The following is a 15,632-nucleotide window of genomic DNA, read 5'->3' on the forward strand; positions in this document are numbered from 1 at the left end:
AAACTTGAGGAGCACTCATGATTACCACCAATCCTGTTCTCGCCGCCGGCACCTGGACCATCGACCCGGTCCACTCGGATATCACCTTCTCGGTTCGCCACCTGGGTGTCTCGAAGGTTCGTGGCTCATTTACCGACTTCAGCGGCGAGATCACCGTCGCCGAAGACGGCACCCCGTCGGTATCGGCCACCATCGACGTGGCCTCGGTGGACACCCGCAATGACCAGCGCGACACGCACCTGCGCTCGGCCGACTTCTTCGACACCGACAATCACCCCAAGGCCACTTACCGGTCCACCGCGGTCCGTCCGGAAGGCGACGACTACCTCGTCGAGGGCGAGCTGACGCTGCACGGCGTCACCCGGCCCGTCGCGCTCAGCCTTTCCCTGGAGGGTGTGGGCGCCGGTGTGCAGGGCGGCTCCGTCGCGGGCTTCGAGGCCAGCGCCGAGATCAACCGCAGCGACTTCGGTATCACCGGCGGCGCCGGACTTGTCGGCGAGAAGGTCACGCTGACCTTCAACATCGAGGCAGGGCACCCGGAGGCACCCTCCAACTAATCCACGTGCGGCACCCGCTACGGTCGGGGAATGCCCAGCGCGCAACCGAATTCACTCACGAAGAAGCCGGCGACATCTGTACTGCTTGCACTGGTACTGGATGTCGTCGGCATCTTCGTGTTCTGCACCATCGGTCGCCGCAGCCATGCCGAGGGCATCACGCTGCTCGGTGTGTGGCAGACCGCCTGGCCGTTCCTGTCGGGCGGCGCTATCGGATGGGTGCTGAGCCGCGGCTGGTCGCGTCCCACCTCGATAACACCCACGGGCATTGCGGTATGGGTCTGCACCGTGCTGTTCGGGATGGTCCTGCGCCGGCTGAGTAACCAAGGGGTGGCAGTGAGCTTCGTGGTGGTCGCGTCCCTGGTGACCGCGCTGTTCCTGCTGGGGTGGCGTGCCGTCGCCAACCGCGTCTCAAAAAGCTGACCGGAGCCGTCAGGATCTCGTCAACACGCTTGGATTGGCGCGCCAGTACACGCAAGCTGGCGGTATGGAAGGTCTCGCCGCTGTGCTGGTGCCCCTCGCCGGTTATGCCGCGGTACTGCTGTCTGTGCGGTACCTCAATCGTCACGACGATGTCGCCCCGGCGGCCGGTCGCGAAGCCCTACCCCACTAGTACCCCCAAACGCCGAGTGCGAGCCCAGCGCGGAAATCTCACTGAGATCCCGCGCCAGACTCGCACTCGATCGGCGTATGCGGCCTAGACGCGCGGCCCGGGCGCCGGGCCGGTTCCCACCGGACCTGCCGGAGCCGCGGGTTGCACCGGCTGCGCGGGGCCGGGGGCCGGCCCGGGACCCTGCGGGAAGGTGGCAGCGGGAGCCGGGTTCTGGATGGCGGCCTGCACCGCCGGGTTCTGCACGAGCGCCTGAGCTGCCGGGTTCTGTGCCACCTGTTGCGCGGCCGGGTTCTGCGACAGTGCGGTCAGCAGAGCCGGGTTGACCCCCATGGCGGCCGGATTCAGGCCGCCACCGTTGACGACCTGGGCCAGATCCAGCGGCAGACCGCACTTGGTGCGCAGCTCATTCAGCGGTGCCGCGATGCCTCCCAGCGAAGCCGCGACATCGGGCCGCGACACCAGGTAGCTCTGCGTCTTGGTGGCAATCTGGTCCTGCGGAGCCGCCTTGATCTCGGTGAAGGCCGCGTCGACATCCGGATGTTGCTCCAAGTAGCTCGCCGCGTTCTGTACGACGTTGCCGACCGTCTTGGTCATCTTGCTGGCCTGGCACCCGTCCGGGGTGGGTGTGGCCGGAGTCACCGTAGCGGCGGCCGGGGCGGCAGCGTTGGCGACGGGTGCGGGCGCGGCGGGAGCCGCCGGAGCCGGGGCGGGAGTCGGGGGGACTGGCTCGGCCGCGGCAATCGGTGCCAGGGCGCTCAGCGCGAGCCCGCCAGCTAGAACACCTGCGCTCAGCAAGCCATAGGCTGCGCGCCGCGAGGTTGTGGCTGACATGACATTCCTCCTACTTGTTGCGGGATTACAGCCAACGTATCGAAATCCAGCGCCATTTCGAAACACAGGCGCGCGCCGTCACCAGAGAGTTACCGAGTCTTTATCGTCGGCGAGATTCTGATTTTCACGGCCCCTTTTCTGATCCGACACAACGTTGCCAGGGAGCACGAAGAGCACGTCCAGCCACCACTCGTTTTTCGCCAAGGCAGGCTGTTAATAAACACGTCACCGCAGGTTGCCGCGATATATACAGACAGGGGGCGAGGTTGGTCGCGTTGCTGTAGCATCACGACCACGCCACGCCGAGACTGCGTGCGTCACACCGAACGACAGGAATCACCGTGCAGTCAGTCATGATGCGCACCAGCGACTACCTCCGTAGGTACCGATGGTTGACCGTCGCTGTCTGGCTGATTCTTATTGTCGCCGCGGTGGGGCTGGTGGCAGGCCGGGGCGAGAAACTCACCGGCGGTGGTTTCGAGGTCGCCGGATCACAATCACTGAAGGTCCACGACGCGATGGAGACCGGTTTCCGGGAACAGGGCGCGTCGCCCCTGGCGTTGGTCGCCGCGCCCCGCCCTGATGCGACGGTCTCCGACATGGCGGCCGCCGTCGATTACCTCAAGCAGGTGGCGGCCCAAATCCCCCAGGTTTCCGTCGAGCCCATTCCCCCACAGCTGACCCCGCAACCGGACCGCCCGTTCGTTGTCACGCTGCGGATCGGCTTCGACAACACCGGCGCCACCGATATCGCCAAGAGCCTTCGCAAAAAGATAGGTGTGCACGGCGGTCAGCCCGGACAGATCGCCGGCGGCCGGGTGTCGCTGTATGTCATCGGCCAGGGCGCGCTGGGCGCAGCGATGACCGAGCAGATCGCCGGTGACATCAAGAAGGCCGAGAAGTGGAACATTCCGGTCATTCTCATCGTGTTGATCGCGGCGTTCGGCTCGCTTGCCGCCGCGTCGCTGCCCCTGTTACTCGGTGTCTGCACCGTTGCCCTGAGCGTGGCGATAGTCCTGGCGCTGTCGAATATCACCACCATCTCGGTTTTCGCACTGCCAACGGTGACCATGATCGGTCTCGCCGTAGCGGTGGACTACTCCCTCTTCATTCTCATGCGTTACCGCGAGGAACTGAACTCGGGAAAGAACCGGCAGGAGGCCATCGCGGGGGCCATGGCCACGTCGGGGCTCACCGTGACGTTCTCGGGTCTGACGGTGATTGCCGCGCTCGCCGGCATTTACCTGATCGGGACACCGGCGCTGGCCTCGATGGCCTCCGGCGCCATCATCGTCGTCGCCATCGCTGTCCTTACCTCCACCACGCTGATGCCGGCACTGCTGGCCATCTTCGGCAAGGCCGCCGCCAACCAATCACGGTTCCTGCGCGTTTCGCCGCTGCGCAAGCATTCAATCCCATTCTGGCGCAAGTGGACCCAGCAGGTAATGCGCCGGCCATGGCTTTCGGCGCTGGGTGCTTCGATATTCCTACTGGCGCTGGCCGCACCGAGCCTGCAGATGCATGTCTCCAATAGCATGCTGCGCCAGTTCGATTCATCACACGAGATCCGACGGGGCATAGATGCCGCAGCCGTCGCGATGGGCCCGGGTGCACTCGGACCGGTACAGGTGTTGCTCACTTTCAAGGACAGCCCGGCCCACGCCCACGCCCAGGCTCTCGAGACCGCCAAGGAAACGATCGCGCAGGCCCCCAATATCGCGCGGGTTTCCGATGTGTCCTTCTCCACCGACGGTCATGACGCCTTGATTTCGGCGGTGCTGTCCGTGGATCCCGAAGCCAACGCGGCGCGCGACACCGTCAGCTGGTTGCGCGCAAATGTGCCCGACGCGCTCGAGAACTCGGGTGCCGATATCAATGTGGGCGGGCCGACGGCCCTGCTGTTCGACTACGACACTCGAGTCGAACACTCATTGCTGGGCGTATTCGCCTTTGTCTGCGTGTTGGCGTTCGTGATGCTGCTGGCCACACTGCGTTCACCGGTGCTGGCCCTCAAGGGTGTGGTGATGACGGTGCTCTCGGTCGCCGCCGCGTACGGCAGCCTGGTGATCGTCTTCCAGTGGGGATGGCTGGAATTCCTCGGCTTCCACAAGGCCAACATCGACAGCAGCATCCCGCCCCTGGCCCTGGCGCTGACCTTCGGCCTCACCATGGACTACGAGATCTTCCTGCTGGCACGGGTGCGCGAGCGGTATCTGCGAACCGGCGATTGCGGCGACGCCGTCTCATATGGGGTCCGCACCAGCGCACGCACTATCACCAGCGCCGCGCTGATCATGATCGCGGTGTTCATCGGATTCGCTTTCGTTGGAATGCCGCTGGTGGCGCAACTCGGTGTCGCCTGCGCGGTCGCGATCGCCGTTGACGCAACAGTGGTGCGCCTTGTGCTGGTACCCGCACTGATGGCGATGTTCGACAAGAGGAACTGGTGGCTGCCCGGGTGGCTGGACCACGTGCTTCCCACCGTGGACTTCGAAACCCCCTGCGTCGATGAGCTTCCCGGGCCACACTCGGAGAGCGCGCTGCGGCTTCAGGGGTCCGGGTTCGAAGAACCGCGCATCGATTACCACGCCATCGCCGTCTCTGCCGCACGTCTCAAGCGTCTCGCCGACGGCGGCACCATCACCGCACCCGACACGCAGGCCGTGCTCGCCGATCGCTGGCGCGACAACTTGACTGTGGCCCTTGAGGCCTTGCAGACGAGCAAAAACGGAACAGACACCGACATAGTCGAAATGCCCGGCCCTCTGTCTCGGGTGACGCCGGTGGAAATCACCCAGGTGAAGCTGCCGACAGGGCAGAAATGCGTGGTGCCCACCGACGCCGAGGCCCTGCGCATGCAGGGACTGTTGTTGATGCGCCGCAACGCCGAACGCGATTACACCGAGTTCGCCCGGCTCGCTTCAGCGATGGAGCCACGGATGGCCGCAAAGGTCCTCGCCGGGATCGATCAGCATTACTGTGTACAGTCCAATCAGAGGTGGGTTTCCAGCCAGCTGGTGCGCCGGCTCGCTGACCCGAAGCCCGGTGATGGTGCGATGGAATGCCCCACGGTGCGCAGGCAGTGCCTGTCGGTGGCGGTGGCGATGTTGGAGGATGCGAGGTGACGGTCACGAGCGACGCGCCAGCCGTTTCCCCCGAAGTGCCCGACGAGCCTTCGGGTTCCGGCGCCAGCGGCTCCACTTCTGCTCCGCCCGGACGCGGTGACAAGCCAGTCACCCATTGGACCACCGCGGAGATACTCGGCGCCCTGCAAAGCGGTGATCTCTCCGATTGGCAGGCGATCGTTCACGCGCTCAAGCGCGATCCGTTCGGCAGAACAGCCCGTCAGGTCGAAGAAGTAGTCAGCGCCGATGAGCTCTACGGCATTTCGACCGCTCTGCAAGAAGTTCTCATCCGGGCCCGTGACGATCTTGCCGCGGCAGAGCGTCGAGAGGCCGCCAATGAGATCAACCTGCTGTTCGAGGCATCCGGCCTGCGCGAGGCCGAGTTTGCCTCGCGCATAGGAGTTTCAGGTAGTGAGCTCTCCGCGTATCTCGCGGGAAGCACCATCCCGTCGGTCGCGATGTTGGTTCGGATGCGACGAGTGGCCCGCCGGTTCGGCCGGACCCGGCCCCGCGGATAGGCGCGGCGTAGATCCGCCGGTTACATCGGGGTACCTGCGTACCCAGTGTCAGTTCCCTGGGAGCATCCCGAACGTTATGGCAGGCGGCCTGAAATCGGCCTAACCTCGGTCCCATGAGCGACGAGACGAAATCCGACGAACCCACCGGCGCCATCACAACGCCCACTCCCCCACCCCCGCCCGCACCGGCATCCGTCACAGGGCCACCGAAGCCTCCACCGACCAATGTCGGCTGGGCGGTGGCCTCCGTTATCTTCTTCTGGCCGTTGGCGTTCAGCGCGTTCACCAACGCGTTGAACGTCACCCAATTCTGGCTCACCGGCCAGTACGACCGCGCGCAGGAATCCTCGGACCGCGCCAAGCTGCTCGGCAAGATTGCCCTGCTCACCGGCCTGGTGCTGTTGTTCCTGTTCATCACCCTGCGCATCGCCTGCGCCATCTGGTGGCACAGCCATGGTGGCGGCTGGGGACACCACGGCGGCTGGCACCGTAGCTGGGATGACGGCGGATGGGACGGCCCGGGCCCGATAGGCCCCATGGGCCGCCCCGGTCGCGACAACTAGAAGTCGTCGGGCGCACTGGGTGCGACGGGCCAGCCAAACGCGGTGGCGGCCCGTTGCACCGCGCCTGCACGCAGTTCGGTGACCAATCCGGCGCTGGCCAGCACCTGCAGGCTCACCCCGCCCATGTAGACCGACCCGAGATCACGCACGGTCAACGCGATATCCGCGTCATCCGTGGTGATTTCACAGCTGGCATGGTCCAGCCCGCCGCGCAGCCGATAGCGTCCCGAGTTCTCCGGAAGAAAGTCGTCGGTCACCTCCAGCACCACATCCACGTCAGCGGCGTATCGGCGCTGGGCCAGAGCTCGCGGAATGTCCACCAGACGCACCTGGATCGCATCGCTCACAACACATTCCAGAGACGGATGGTTAGCCACCAGGTAGCGCAGTTCCTCCTGCACCGAGGCGCCGTGATACTTGATCTTGCGGACCAGATCCATATCCAGCAGGTATCGCCACGTCCGGGCGTAGGACCGCGGATTCGTCCCCAGCACCTCTTGCACATGAAGCTCGGCGTTCGGGCCGGCATCGCCCCACCCTGGCTTCGGCCGGTAGATGGCGAAACCACTGGCCGTGCCGTCGGATTCGTAGTGCAGGACGAAGCGGACCTTGCCGGATTCCTTCTGCAGTTCCTCACTGTCCAGAGTCCAGGACGCCCACCATTCGGGGGTGCGCGACATCTGCCCCGGCAGCCCAGGGATGACGGCGTCATAGATCGCCGGCGCCGATGCCAGGAAGGTCTCCGCGCTCACCTCCTCCAACGTGCCGTCGCCCAAATCCACGGTGGGCCGGAAGGCCAGCTCTCGTACCTGTCCCGACAACTCGGCGGACTCCGTGGCAACTCCGTAGCCAAATCGGCCATAGATCAAGGCTTCCGAGGCGAACAGCATGGCGAGGGATTCACCCCGCGAGCGAATATCCGCCAATTGGTGGCGCATCATCGTGGTCAACAGCCCCCGGCGCCGATGCGTCGGCGACACCGTGACGGCCGTGACGGCGGCCACCGGCACGACGGCACCGCCGGGCAGCACGACATGACGGCTGAACGCACCCGTGGTCGCCACCCACTTTTTCCCGTCGTGGAAGCCGATCATCCGGTCCAGCTCGGTGAATTTGCGGTTGACCTCGATCTCATCCTTCTGCGGGTCCCGCAGGAACACGGAGTACGCCGAGGCCATGTACGACTCGTAGTCGTCCTCGTCGGCAATGGTGCGTAGGGTCAGCTCAGACACATACCCATGTCTACCGTCCGGTGCCAGCGCTTGTCACCCGAGTTTTCGGGTGCGGCCAGGGCAGGAAAGGAACAACTGTGTGGACCGCCCCCGATGACGCGACCATCGCTCAGATACTGCGCGATACCAAGACCATTGCCATTGTGGGAGTTTCGGCCAACCCAGACCGGCCGAGCCACGGGGTCTACCGCTATCTGGCCGAGCACAGCCCCTATCGCATCTTCCTGGTGAATCCCACGATCTCCGAGCTCGACGGCAAGACCGTCTACCCGAGCCTTGACGCGCTTCCGGAGACTCCCGATGTGGTTGACGTCTTCCGCCGCCCCGAGGAGCTGGCCGGCATTGCTCAAGAGGCCATCGACATCGGCGCGCGCACACTGTGGTTCCAGCTCGACCTCGTCGACCTCGACGCCGCTAACAAGGCCACGGAGGCCGGCCTACAGGTCGTGATGGACCGATGCACCGAAATCGAATTCGCCCGCCTGGGGCCGCATTAGTTCTTAGGCACCTGCGCACCGATCCGATCGATCGGGGCGATGTTGTCCACGAGCCAGCGCCCGTCGCGTTTGGTGAGCGTGAGCCGCAGTGCGAGCACGGATTGCTCGGGGCGCGTCTTGGCGGCGACACTGGTGCGCCGGACCAGCGTGGCCATCACCGCGTCCCCAGGCCCGAGAGCCTCGATGCCCACCGAGACGATCTCCCCCTGCTGAGAAATGCCCTTGGCCTTCAATTCCGCGGTGGCGCGGCCGAAATCACGTGTAAAGGACTGCCCCTGTGTCGCCGTCATGTGCTCGGTGGCCTGACGCACCGAGGTGTCCGGGTTGTCCGGGGCAAAGTTCACCACTGCCTCGGACACTGTCGCCGCGACATCGGTCACGGCCGCCCGGTCCGCGTTCCCTTCTCGGTCTGGCAGCGTCCAACGCGCATATCCGACCACGGCCACGGCCAGCACCGAGGCCGTGGCCAAGGCGACGATTCCGGTCCGTAGAGCCGGACCATCGTCGTCGGTCCCGACAGTCACCGAATCTCGCCGGGCCAGATAGGCATTCACCGCCATACCTTCGACGATGAGCACACAAACCGCCGTGCACACCACCACCCACCAGACGGGCCAGCGCAGTATCACGCCGAGTTCCACGATCGCCAGCACCGTGACCACCGGTGCCAATAGGTCAAAAAGAATAACGCGCAGCATATTTCGGCTCATCGGAGCAGCTCCAGACCAGTGATGGACAGCTGGTCACCCACCTTCGACACCGCAAGGCGCATATGCCACTGGTTCACCTTGGGGGCTGCGTTGACATCGCGCGTCACCGAGGTGGCCACCACCATGACGCGATCTATTCGCTCCACCGCGGGAAGCCCCACATCCTCACCGGGAATACTGGCACCACGCCTATCGATCGCCACCGAATCGATCTCGCCCGCCGCGTCCGCATCCACCGTCCGGGCCAGCTTCACCACACCCGCGATCAGCTCGCCCAGGTGGTCGCTGAGCTGGCCGGCGGTACCGTCCTGCAGGGTCTGCACGCTGGAATCGAGATTGCTCTTCTTCATGTTGATCAGGGTGTTTACCCATGTCACCGCGGTGTCGAGCACTCGGGCGTCATAGCGGTCACGGGCAACCTGACTGCGATGTCCCGTCGTGATAAGCACCGAAAGCACCAGCGCGACAACCGTGATCACGCCAAGAACTGCTGACAGTACGCCGTACCGAGAGAAGACGGGGCCATTCTCGGATGCGGAGGCGTCTTTGCTCACGGGCCTCACCCTAGTCACCCGTGCCACCATGGACGGGTGACGACAGAATCCGTGCTGCCAAAATCCGGTATCGACCTGAGCCATCGCGACGAATCCATCCGCCCACAGGACGACCTGTTCGGCCACGTCAACGGGCGCTGGCTCGCCGAATACGCCATCCCGGCCGACCGCGCGGTCGATGGCGCGTTCCGGACTTTGTTCGACCGTGCCGAGGAGCAAGTCCGCGAGATCATCACCGAGGCGGCCGACTCGAACGCCGCCGAGGGAACCGAGTCACAGAAGATCGGCGATCTGTTCGCGAGCTTCATGGACACCGAGACCGTGTCCGGCCTCGGCCTGACGCCACTACAACAGGAGCTTGACCTGATCGCCTCGGCGTCCGACACCACCGCCTTGGCCGCGGTGATGGGTGTGCTGCAGCGCGCCGGAGTGGGTAGCGGTGTGGGCTGCTATGTCGATACCGATGCCAAAGATTCCTCTCGCTATCTCCTACACGTCAGCCAGTCCGGGCTGGGTCTGCCCGACGAGTCCTACTACCGGGAGGAGCAGCACGCGGCTACCCGGGATGCGTACCGCACCCATATCGCCGCGATGTTCACGTTGGTATACGGCGACGGCGACCATGCTGATACCGCCGGAAAGATCGTGGCCCTGGAAACCAAGATCGCGGCGGCTCATTGGGATGTGGTCAAGCGCCGGGACGCGGAGCTGAGCTACAACCTGCTGCGATTCGCCGACCTGGAGCAGACCGCGCCCGGATTTGATTGGTCCGGATGGCTTTCCGCGCTGGGAGCCGGCGCCGGCCAGGTGACCGAGCTGGTGGTGCGCCAGCCAGATTATCTGACCACCTTCGGCCGGCTCTGGGCCACCGAGCCGCTGAGTGACTGGAAGCTGTGGGCAAGCTGGCGGCTCATCTGCGCCCGAGCGCCATATCTCACCGATCCGCTGGTGAACGAAAACTTCGATTTCTACGGCCGCACGCTCTCGGGTACCGAGCAGATCCGCGATCGCTGGAAGCGCGGGGTCGCGGTGGTCGAGTCACTACTCGGCGAGGCCGTGGGGCAGCTTTACGTGGCACGCCACTTCCCTCCGAATGCCAAGGCGCGCATGGAGATTCTCGTCGACAACCTGCGTGAAGCATACCGGGTGAGCATCACCGATCTGGAATGGATGACACCGCAGACCCGCGAACGGGCCCTGCAGAAGCTCGACAAATTCACCCCCAAGATCGGCTACCCGGCCACGTGGCGCGACTACTCGACGATCACCATTCGCCGCGACGATCTGCTGGGCAATGTCCGGCGCGCCACCGCCGCCGAATGCGATCGGGGACTGGCCAAACTAGCCGGACCCGTCGATCGCGACGAATGGTTCATGACTCCGCAGACGGTGAATGCGTACTACAACCCGGGCATGAACGAAATCGTCTTTCCCGCGGCAATTTTGCAACCCCCATTCTTCGACGCGGATGCCGACGACGCCGCCAACTACGGTGGGATCGGAGCCGTCATCGGACACGAGATCGGCCACGGCTTCGATGATCAGGGTTCCAAGTACGACGGCGACGGCAACCTGGTCAACTGGTGGACCGACACGGACCGTGACGAATTCGGGGTTCGCACCAAGGCATTGATCAAGCAGTACGACGAGTTCGTCCCCCGCGAGCTCTCCGATCAGCATGTGAACGGCGCCTTCACGGTGGGCGAGAACATCGGCGATCTGGGCGGGCTCTCGATCGCATTGCTGGCCTACGAGATCTCGCTGGGCGGCGGCGCGGGGCCGGTTATCGACGGATTGACGGGTGTGCAACGCGTCTTCTACGGCTGGGCACAGGTATGGCGCACCAAAGCCCGTGAGGCCGAGGCAATCCGGCGCCTTTCCGTCGATCCACATTCGCCTCCGGAGTTCCGGTGCAATGGTGTGGTGCGCAATATCGACGCGTTCTACGAGGCCTTCGGGCTCACCACGGAAGACGAGCTGTTCCTGGAAGCCGATCAGCGGGTGCGCATCTGGAGCTGACGACAGCACCGCAACGAGAAAGCCCCCGGCCCATCAGGCCGGGGGCTTTCTCGTCTTGCTGGAACGCTAGAAACGCTGCCAGTCGTCGTAGCCGTCGTAATCCTTGTACGGACCGCCCGGCGAGTTCTTCACGATCACCGGATCACCGGGGTGGGACTGGTTGAAGAACCAGGTGGCGTTATCGGTATTGACGTTGATGCAGCCATGGCTGGTATCGCTCTTACCCTGCGCTCCCACCGACCATGGCGCGGCGTGGACGAAGATGCCCGAATTCGACAACCGGGTCGCCCAATACACGTCGAGCTTGTATCCCTCGGCCGAGTTGACCGGCACCCCGTACGTTGACGAGTCCATCACCATCTTCTGGAACTTCTCGCTGACGTAGTACGTGCCGTTCTTGGTCTCATGCTTCTTGTCGTGCTTGCCCATCGAAATCGGCATGGTGCGCTCGACAACACCGTTTCGGGTCACGGTCATCGTGTAGGTCGCGTCATCGACGGTCGACACGAACGCGTCGCCTACCTTGAAGCTCCACTTCGTGCCACCGGCATTGACGTTCACATCCGTGTTCGCCGGCCAGAACTGCGTGGGCTTCCACCGCAGCTGCTGATCGGTGTACCAGTAGAAGTACCCCGGTGCCGGCTTCGATGTCGTGATCTTCACGGCGGCCTCGGCGGCCTTCTTATCCGTCACCGGAGCCGCGAACACGATGGTGATCGGCTGGGCCACACCGACGACGTCGCCATTGTTGGGCGAGTTCTTGAGCAGACCCACCGGCAGCGGTGGCACATCACCGGTCGGGGGCGCCCCCGGCGGCGGGGTGGTCGGCACGGGAGCCGGCACCGGCGGAACCTCCGCAGGCGGCGGCGCATCGGGTGCCGGCGGCGGGGGTGGCGGCGGCAACTCCCACGGCAACGGCGGGGGCGGCGGGGGCCCCGGCTCTTCGATACCCGGATCAGGCGGGTCACCCGGATCGGCGAGTGCAGGAACTACCCCGGCACCCAGCAGTCCTGCGACACAGACACCGCTGACGAGGGCGCGCCGGAACCAACGAGTTAAGACAAGCATGCTCACTCCTGTAGACACGACACATCCAGTGTGTCATAGGGAAGGTCGCCACCAGGCAACACGATGTTTCACCCACCCAAGGAAATAGCCCTTGAGCAGGCATAATCGCCGTTGATTAGAAAAGGTCACATTCATAACCCCGTAGGGGTATCGGATGCGAAACACGCTATCGGGGCGCCGAGCGGCAGCTCGGGAGCACCCGTCCAGCTAAGTACTCCCGATAGATTAGCCGGTCAGCGCCCGGGCAATGAGCATCAGCTGTACCTCGCTCGTGCCCTCGCCGATCTCCAGGATCTTGCTGTCGCGATACTGACGAGCGACCGGCGATTCGTTCATGAATCCCGCGCCGCCGAAGATCTGGGTGGCGTCACGGGCGTTGTCCATGGCCGCCTCACTGGCGATCAGCTTGGCGATTGAGGCCTCGGTCTTGAACGGCTTTCCGGCCAACAGCAGGGCCGCGGCGTGGTAGTAGGCCAGCCGGGCGGTATGCGCACGCGCCTGCATCCGGGCGATCTTGAACGAGACGGATTGGTAGTCGATGATCGCGCTGCCAAAGGCCGGGCGGCTACGCGCATATCGCAGGCTCTCGTCAACGCACCCCTGCGCGGCACCGGTGGCCACGGCCGCGATGGCGATTCGCCCCTCGTCAAGGATGCGCAGGAATCCCGCGTACCCACGGCCACGTTCACCCAGCAGGTTCTCGTACGGAACCCGAACATCGTCAAAGCTCAGCGGATGGGTGTCCGAAGCATGCCAGCCAACCTTGTCATAACCGGGCTCCACAGTGAAACCTGGTGTACCAGAAGGTACATGGATGACAGAGATTTCCGGTGAGCCATCCGCGGAGCGTCCGGTCACCGCCGCGACTCCTACCACAGCGGTGATATCGGTACCGGAGTTGGTGATGAATGCCTTGGCGCCGTTGATGACCCAGCTGCCGTTGTCCTCGACCGCCCGGGTACGAATCGATCCAGGAATGTCGGTACCACCCCCCGGCTCGGTCAAACCGAAGGCGGCCAAAGATTTTCCGGAGGCGAGCTCGGGGAGCCAGCGTTGCTTTTGCTCTTCGCTCCCGTATCGATAGACCGGCATGGCACCCAGCGAAACGGCCGCCTCAAGGGTGATGGCCACGCTCTGGTCCGCCCTGGCCAATTCTTCCAGTGTCAGACAGAGGGCGAAGTAGTCGCCGCCCATACCGCCGTACTCCTCGGGGAATGGCAGACCGAAAAGCCCCATTTCACCCATCTGCGCCACCACCGCGTACGGAAACGTCTTGGTGGCGTCATGGTGCGCGGCAGCGGGAGCCACTACCGAATGCGCAAACTCCTCAACGGTTTTGCGCAGCGATTCATATTCGTCGGGTAGTTCCGCCGTGCTGAAGGTCATGGCTTTCCCTCCTCGGGGTTGGTATTCGGATGAATGGTGGCCAGGAGTTGATCGACGGCCACCTGGTCTCCGACGGCCACAGAAACGGTCGCGGTTCCGGCGATCGGTGCGCGCAGCGTGTGCTCCATCTTCATGGCCTCGACCACCACCACCGCGGCCTCGCGCTCGACAGCGGCTCCGGTGCTCACCGAAACCACACGCACAACCCCGGGCATGGAGCTACGGATTTCTCCGTCCTCGTCGTCACCGTCGAGGTGTCGCAGGCGCGGCTCGGGCGCGATGTCGGCGTGCCAGGTGCCGTCCCCGGTCGCGACCCATGCCGCAGCGTCTGATCGGACCGCGTCGGCTCGGTGTAGCTGGCCCGCGAACTCGACGCTGACTTCCGCTGTCGCACAGTGCACTCGGCTTGGCGTCCGGCCTCCCTCGCCGATGCTGACCTCGGTGACCGGGTCGCCCCACAACCGCACCAGTTCGGTCGAATCTCCGATACGTAGCCGATGTGCACGTGGCGCATGGGCACCGACACGCCATCCGGACTTTCCGTCCCAGAGGGTGCCGGCGCCGGATTGGCCGTCCAGCAAGGCGGACGCCGCCACCCATACCCACGGGGGTGCGGCGGGCGGGTGGTACTCGGCCGCTATCTTGTCAAGCAGCGCCGTGTCGATGTCTCCCGACATCACAACAGGATTGGTTACCAATGCGCGCAGAAAATCGATGTTGGTGCCCACCCCGAGTATCCGCGTCTCCGCGAGCGCTCGATCCACCTCGGCGAGCGCGGTGTCGCGGTCGGCCGCATGCACGATGACCTTGGCCAGCATCGGGTCGAATCGCGAACCCACCACCGATCCCGTGGCCAATGCCGTATCGGTGCGTGCAGTGCCCGAAAAGCGCGCCAGCGCCACCGTTCCGCCGGTAGGCAGAAACTCCCGGGCGGGATCCTCGGCATACACCCGGGCCTCCACCGCATGACCGGTCAGCACGATCTGCTCCTGGGACAATGGGAGCCGTTCACCCGCGGCGACAAGGATCTGCCACTGCACCAGGTCAATGCCGGTCACCATCTCGGTGACCGGATGCTCTACTTGGAGCCGGGTATTCATCTCCATGAAGTAGTAAGACTCGGGTGCGTCGCTGTCGAGGATGAATTCGACCGTGCCGGCGCCGAAATATCCCACACTGCGCGCGATCTGACACGCTGTCTGGCCCATAGCGGCCCGCAGTTGCGGGGTCAGCAGCGCCGAAGGAGCCTCTTCGATGACCTTCTGATGCCGGCGCTGCAGGCTGCACTCGCGCTCGCCCAGGTGCACCACGTTGCCGTGGGTGTCGCCGAATACCTGAACCTCGATATGCCTGGGGCGAGCAAGATAGCGCTCCACCAGCAGGGTGTCATCGCCGAAGAGGGCGGCAGCCTCGCGCCGCGATGCGACCAATGCGTCCGAAATTCCGCCCAGGTCGTGTACCACCCGCATGCCCTTACCGCCACCGCCCGCGGAGGGTTTGATGATCAGCGGGGCCCCGATCTTCTCCGCGGTGAAAACCAGCTCGGCATCGGAGAGCGCTCCGACACTGCCGGGCACCACGGGTTCGCCGGCCGCGGCCACCGTGCCCTTGGCCCTGATCTTGTCGCCCATCGCGTCCATGGCTTCGGCAGGAGGCCCCACGAAGACAATCCCCGCGGCCTGACACGCACGGACGAAATCTGCATTCTCCGAAACGAATCCATACCCCGGGTGAATAGCCTGTGCCCCGGTCTGTTTGGCGGCGCTGATGATGGCATCGATGTCGAGATAGCACGAGGAATCGGCACCGAGGCGCACGGCGGTATCGCAGGACCCCAGGTGATCGGTGTCGCCGTCGGTATACACAGCGATGGAACGAATCCCCATGGCCCGCAGTGTCGACGCGATGCGGACCGCAATCTCGCCGCGGTTTGCGATTAAGACACTCTGCAATGTCACG

General features: G+C 64.6%; 15 protein-coding genes. 8 read left to right on the forward strand and 7 right to left on the reverse strand.

The annotated features are described in order from the left end of the window. Positions 1 to 17: 17 nt before the first annotated feature. From MAB_RS22915 to MAB_RS25325, 3 genes are all read left to right on the forward strand, one after another. Positions 18 to 557, forward strand: coding sequence for a YceI family protein (locus MAB_RS22915; protein ID WP_005112465.1), 540 nt, complete (start codon positions 18 to 20; stop codon positions 555 to 557). A 30-nt stretch (positions 558 to 587) separates the two neighbouring features. Beyond that, positions 588 to 980, forward strand: coding sequence for a DUF3054 domain-containing protein (locus MAB_RS22920; RefSeq protein ID WP_005079821.1), 393 nt, complete (start codon positions 588 to 590; stop codon positions 978 to 980). A 64-nt stretch (positions 981 to 1,044) separates the two neighbouring features. Further along, positions 1,045 to 1,170, forward strand: coding sequence for a hypothetical protein (locus MAB_RS25325; protein WP_005079819.1), 126 nt, complete (start codon positions 1,045 to 1,047; stop codon positions 1,168 to 1,170). Between the two features lie 84 nt (positions 1,171 to 1,254). Here MAB_RS25325 and MAB_RS22925 read toward each other — a convergent pair whose 3' ends face one another. Beyond that, positions 1,255 to 2,001 (reverse strand): hemophore-related protein, encoded by a 747-nt coding sequence (locus tag MAB_RS22925; RefSeq protein WP_005079818.1) that lies wholly within the window; start codon positions 1,999 to 2,001, stop codon positions 1,255 to 1,257. Positions 2,002 to 2,354: 353 nt separating this feature from the next. On the opposite strand from MAB_RS22925, the gene MAB_RS22930 reads away from it, so the two are divergent. The 3 genes from MAB_RS22930 (at position 2,355) to MAB_RS22940 (ending at position 6,207) form a co-directional block, all read left to right on the forward strand. Beyond that, complete coding sequence (locus tag MAB_RS22930) at positions 2,355 to 5,126, forward strand: MMPL family transporter (RefSeq protein WP_005115469.1); 2,772 nt, start codon at positions 2,355 to 2,357, stop codon at positions 5,124 to 5,126. Continuing rightward, positions 5,123 to 5,644 (forward strand): helix-turn-helix domain-containing protein, encoded by a 522-nt coding sequence (locus tag MAB_RS22935; RefSeq protein WP_005089536.1) that lies wholly within the window; start codon positions 5,123 to 5,125, stop codon positions 5,642 to 5,644. The genes MAB_RS22930 and MAB_RS22935 overlap by 4 nt, the downstream gene beginning before the upstream one ends. A gap of 113 nt (positions 5,645 to 5,757) precedes the next feature. Beyond that, a complete protein-coding gene (locus MAB_RS22940; protein WP_005089538.1) occupies positions 5,758 to 6,207 on the forward strand; it encodes a CD225/dispanin family protein in 450 nt (149 codons plus the stop codon). Here the strand turns inward: MAB_RS22940 and eis2 are convergent. After that, on the reverse strand, positions 6,204 to 7,439 hold the full coding sequence (gene eis2, locus MAB_RS22945; RefSeq protein ID WP_005079811.1) for an amikacin resistance N-acetyltransferase Eis2: 1,236 nt from the start codon (positions 7,437 to 7,439) through the stop codon (positions 6,204 to 6,206). The genes MAB_RS22940 and eis2 overlap by 4 nt on opposite strands. Positions 7,440 to 7,516: 77 nt before the next feature. On the opposite strand from eis2, the gene MAB_RS22950 reads away from it, so the two are divergent. Next, entirely contained in the window at positions 7,517 to 7,936 is a 420-nt protein-coding gene (locus MAB_RS22950; protein WP_005078677.1) for a CoA-binding protein, read from the forward strand. Here the strand turns inward: MAB_RS22950 and MAB_RS22955 are convergent. Further along, a complete protein-coding gene (locus MAB_RS22955; RefSeq protein WP_005089543.1) occupies positions 7,933 to 8,634 on the reverse strand; it encodes a hypothetical protein in 702 nt (233 codons plus the stop codon). The genes MAB_RS22950 and MAB_RS22955 overlap by 4 nt on opposite strands. 8 nt (positions 8,635 to 8,642) lie before the next feature. Next, positions 8,643 to 9,125, reverse strand: a complete 483-nt coding sequence (locus MAB_RS22960) for a hypothetical protein (protein WP_005112473.1) — start codon at positions 9,123 to 9,125, stop codon at positions 8,643 to 8,645. A 111-nt stretch (positions 9,126 to 9,236) separates the two neighbouring features. On the opposite strand from MAB_RS22960, the gene MAB_RS22965 reads away from it, so the two are divergent. Beyond that, positions 9,237 to 11,219 carry a M13 family metallopeptidase gene (locus MAB_RS22965; protein ID WP_005089548.1) on the forward strand — a complete coding sequence of 661 codons (1,983 nt, stop codon included), beginning with the start codon at positions 9,237 to 9,239 and terminating at the stop codon, positions 11,217 to 11,219. Positions 11,220 to 11,285: 66 nt separating this feature from the next. Here the strand turns inward: MAB_RS22965 and MAB_RS22970 are convergent, their stop codons facing one another. The 3 genes from MAB_RS22970 to MAB_RS22980 form a co-directional block, all read right to left on the reverse strand. Further along, positions 11,286 to 12,287, reverse strand: a complete 1,002-nt coding sequence (locus MAB_RS22970) for a L,D-transpeptidase (protein ID WP_005095473.1) — start codon at positions 12,285 to 12,287, stop codon at positions 11,286 to 11,288. 225 nt (positions 12,288 to 12,512) lie between these two features. Then, positions 12,513 to 13,673 carry an acyl-CoA dehydrogenase family protein gene (locus MAB_RS22975; protein ID WP_005079808.1) on the reverse strand — a complete coding sequence of 387 codons (1,161 nt, stop codon included), beginning with the start codon at positions 13,671 to 13,673 and terminating at the stop codon, positions 12,513 to 12,515. Continuing rightward, positions 13,670 to 15,631, reverse strand: coding sequence for an acetyl/propionyl/methylcrotonyl-CoA carboxylase subunit alpha (locus tag MAB_RS22980; protein ID WP_005112475.1), 1,962 nt, complete (start codon positions 15,629 to 15,631; stop codon positions 13,670 to 13,672). Before MAB_RS22980 ends, MAB_RS22975 begins: the two co-directional genes overlap by 4 nt. Between the last annotated feature and the right edge of the window lies 1 nt (position 15,632).

The sequence above is a fragment of the Mycobacteroides abscessus ATCC 19977 genome (assembly GCF_000069185.1).
Taxonomy (GTDB): Bacteria; Actinomycetota; Actinomycetes; order Mycobacteriales; family Mycobacteriaceae; genus Mycobacterium; species Mycobacterium abscessus.

Coding starts and splice junctions, on each gene's coding strand:
- MAB_RS22915 (WP_005112465.1), top strand. CDS start 18: ATGATTACCACCAATCCTGTTCTCGCCGCCGGCACCTGGACCATCGAC.
- MAB_RS22920 (WP_005079821.1), top strand. CDS start 588: ATGCCCAGCGCGCAACCGAATTCACTCACGAAGAAGCCGGCGACATCT.
- MAB_RS25325 (WP_005079819.1), top strand. CDS start 1,045: ATGGAAGGTCTCGCCGCTGTGCTGGTGCCCCTCGCCGGTTATGCCGCG.
- MAB_RS22925 (WP_005079818.1), bottom strand. CDS start 2,001: ATGTCAGCCACAACCTCGCGGCGCGCAGCCTATGGCTTGCTGAGCGCA.
- MAB_RS22930 (WP_005115469.1), top strand. CDS start 2,355: ATGATGCGCACCAGCGACTACCTCCGTAGGTACCGATGGTTGACCGTC.
- MAB_RS22940 (WP_005089538.1), top strand. CDS start 5,758: ATGAGCGACGAGACGAAATCCGACGAACCCACCGGCGCCATCACAACG.
- MAB_RS22955 (WP_005089543.1), bottom strand. CDS start 8,634: ATGCTGCGCGTTATTCTTTTTGACCTATTGGCACCGGTGGTCACGGTG.
- MAB_RS22970 (WP_005095473.1), bottom strand. CDS start 12,287: ATGCTTGTCTTAACTCGTTGGTTCCGGCGCGCCCTCGTCAGCGGTGTC.
- MAB_RS22975 (WP_005079808.1), bottom strand. CDS start 13,673: ATGACCTTCAGCACGGCGGAACTACCCGACGAATATGAATCGCTGCGC.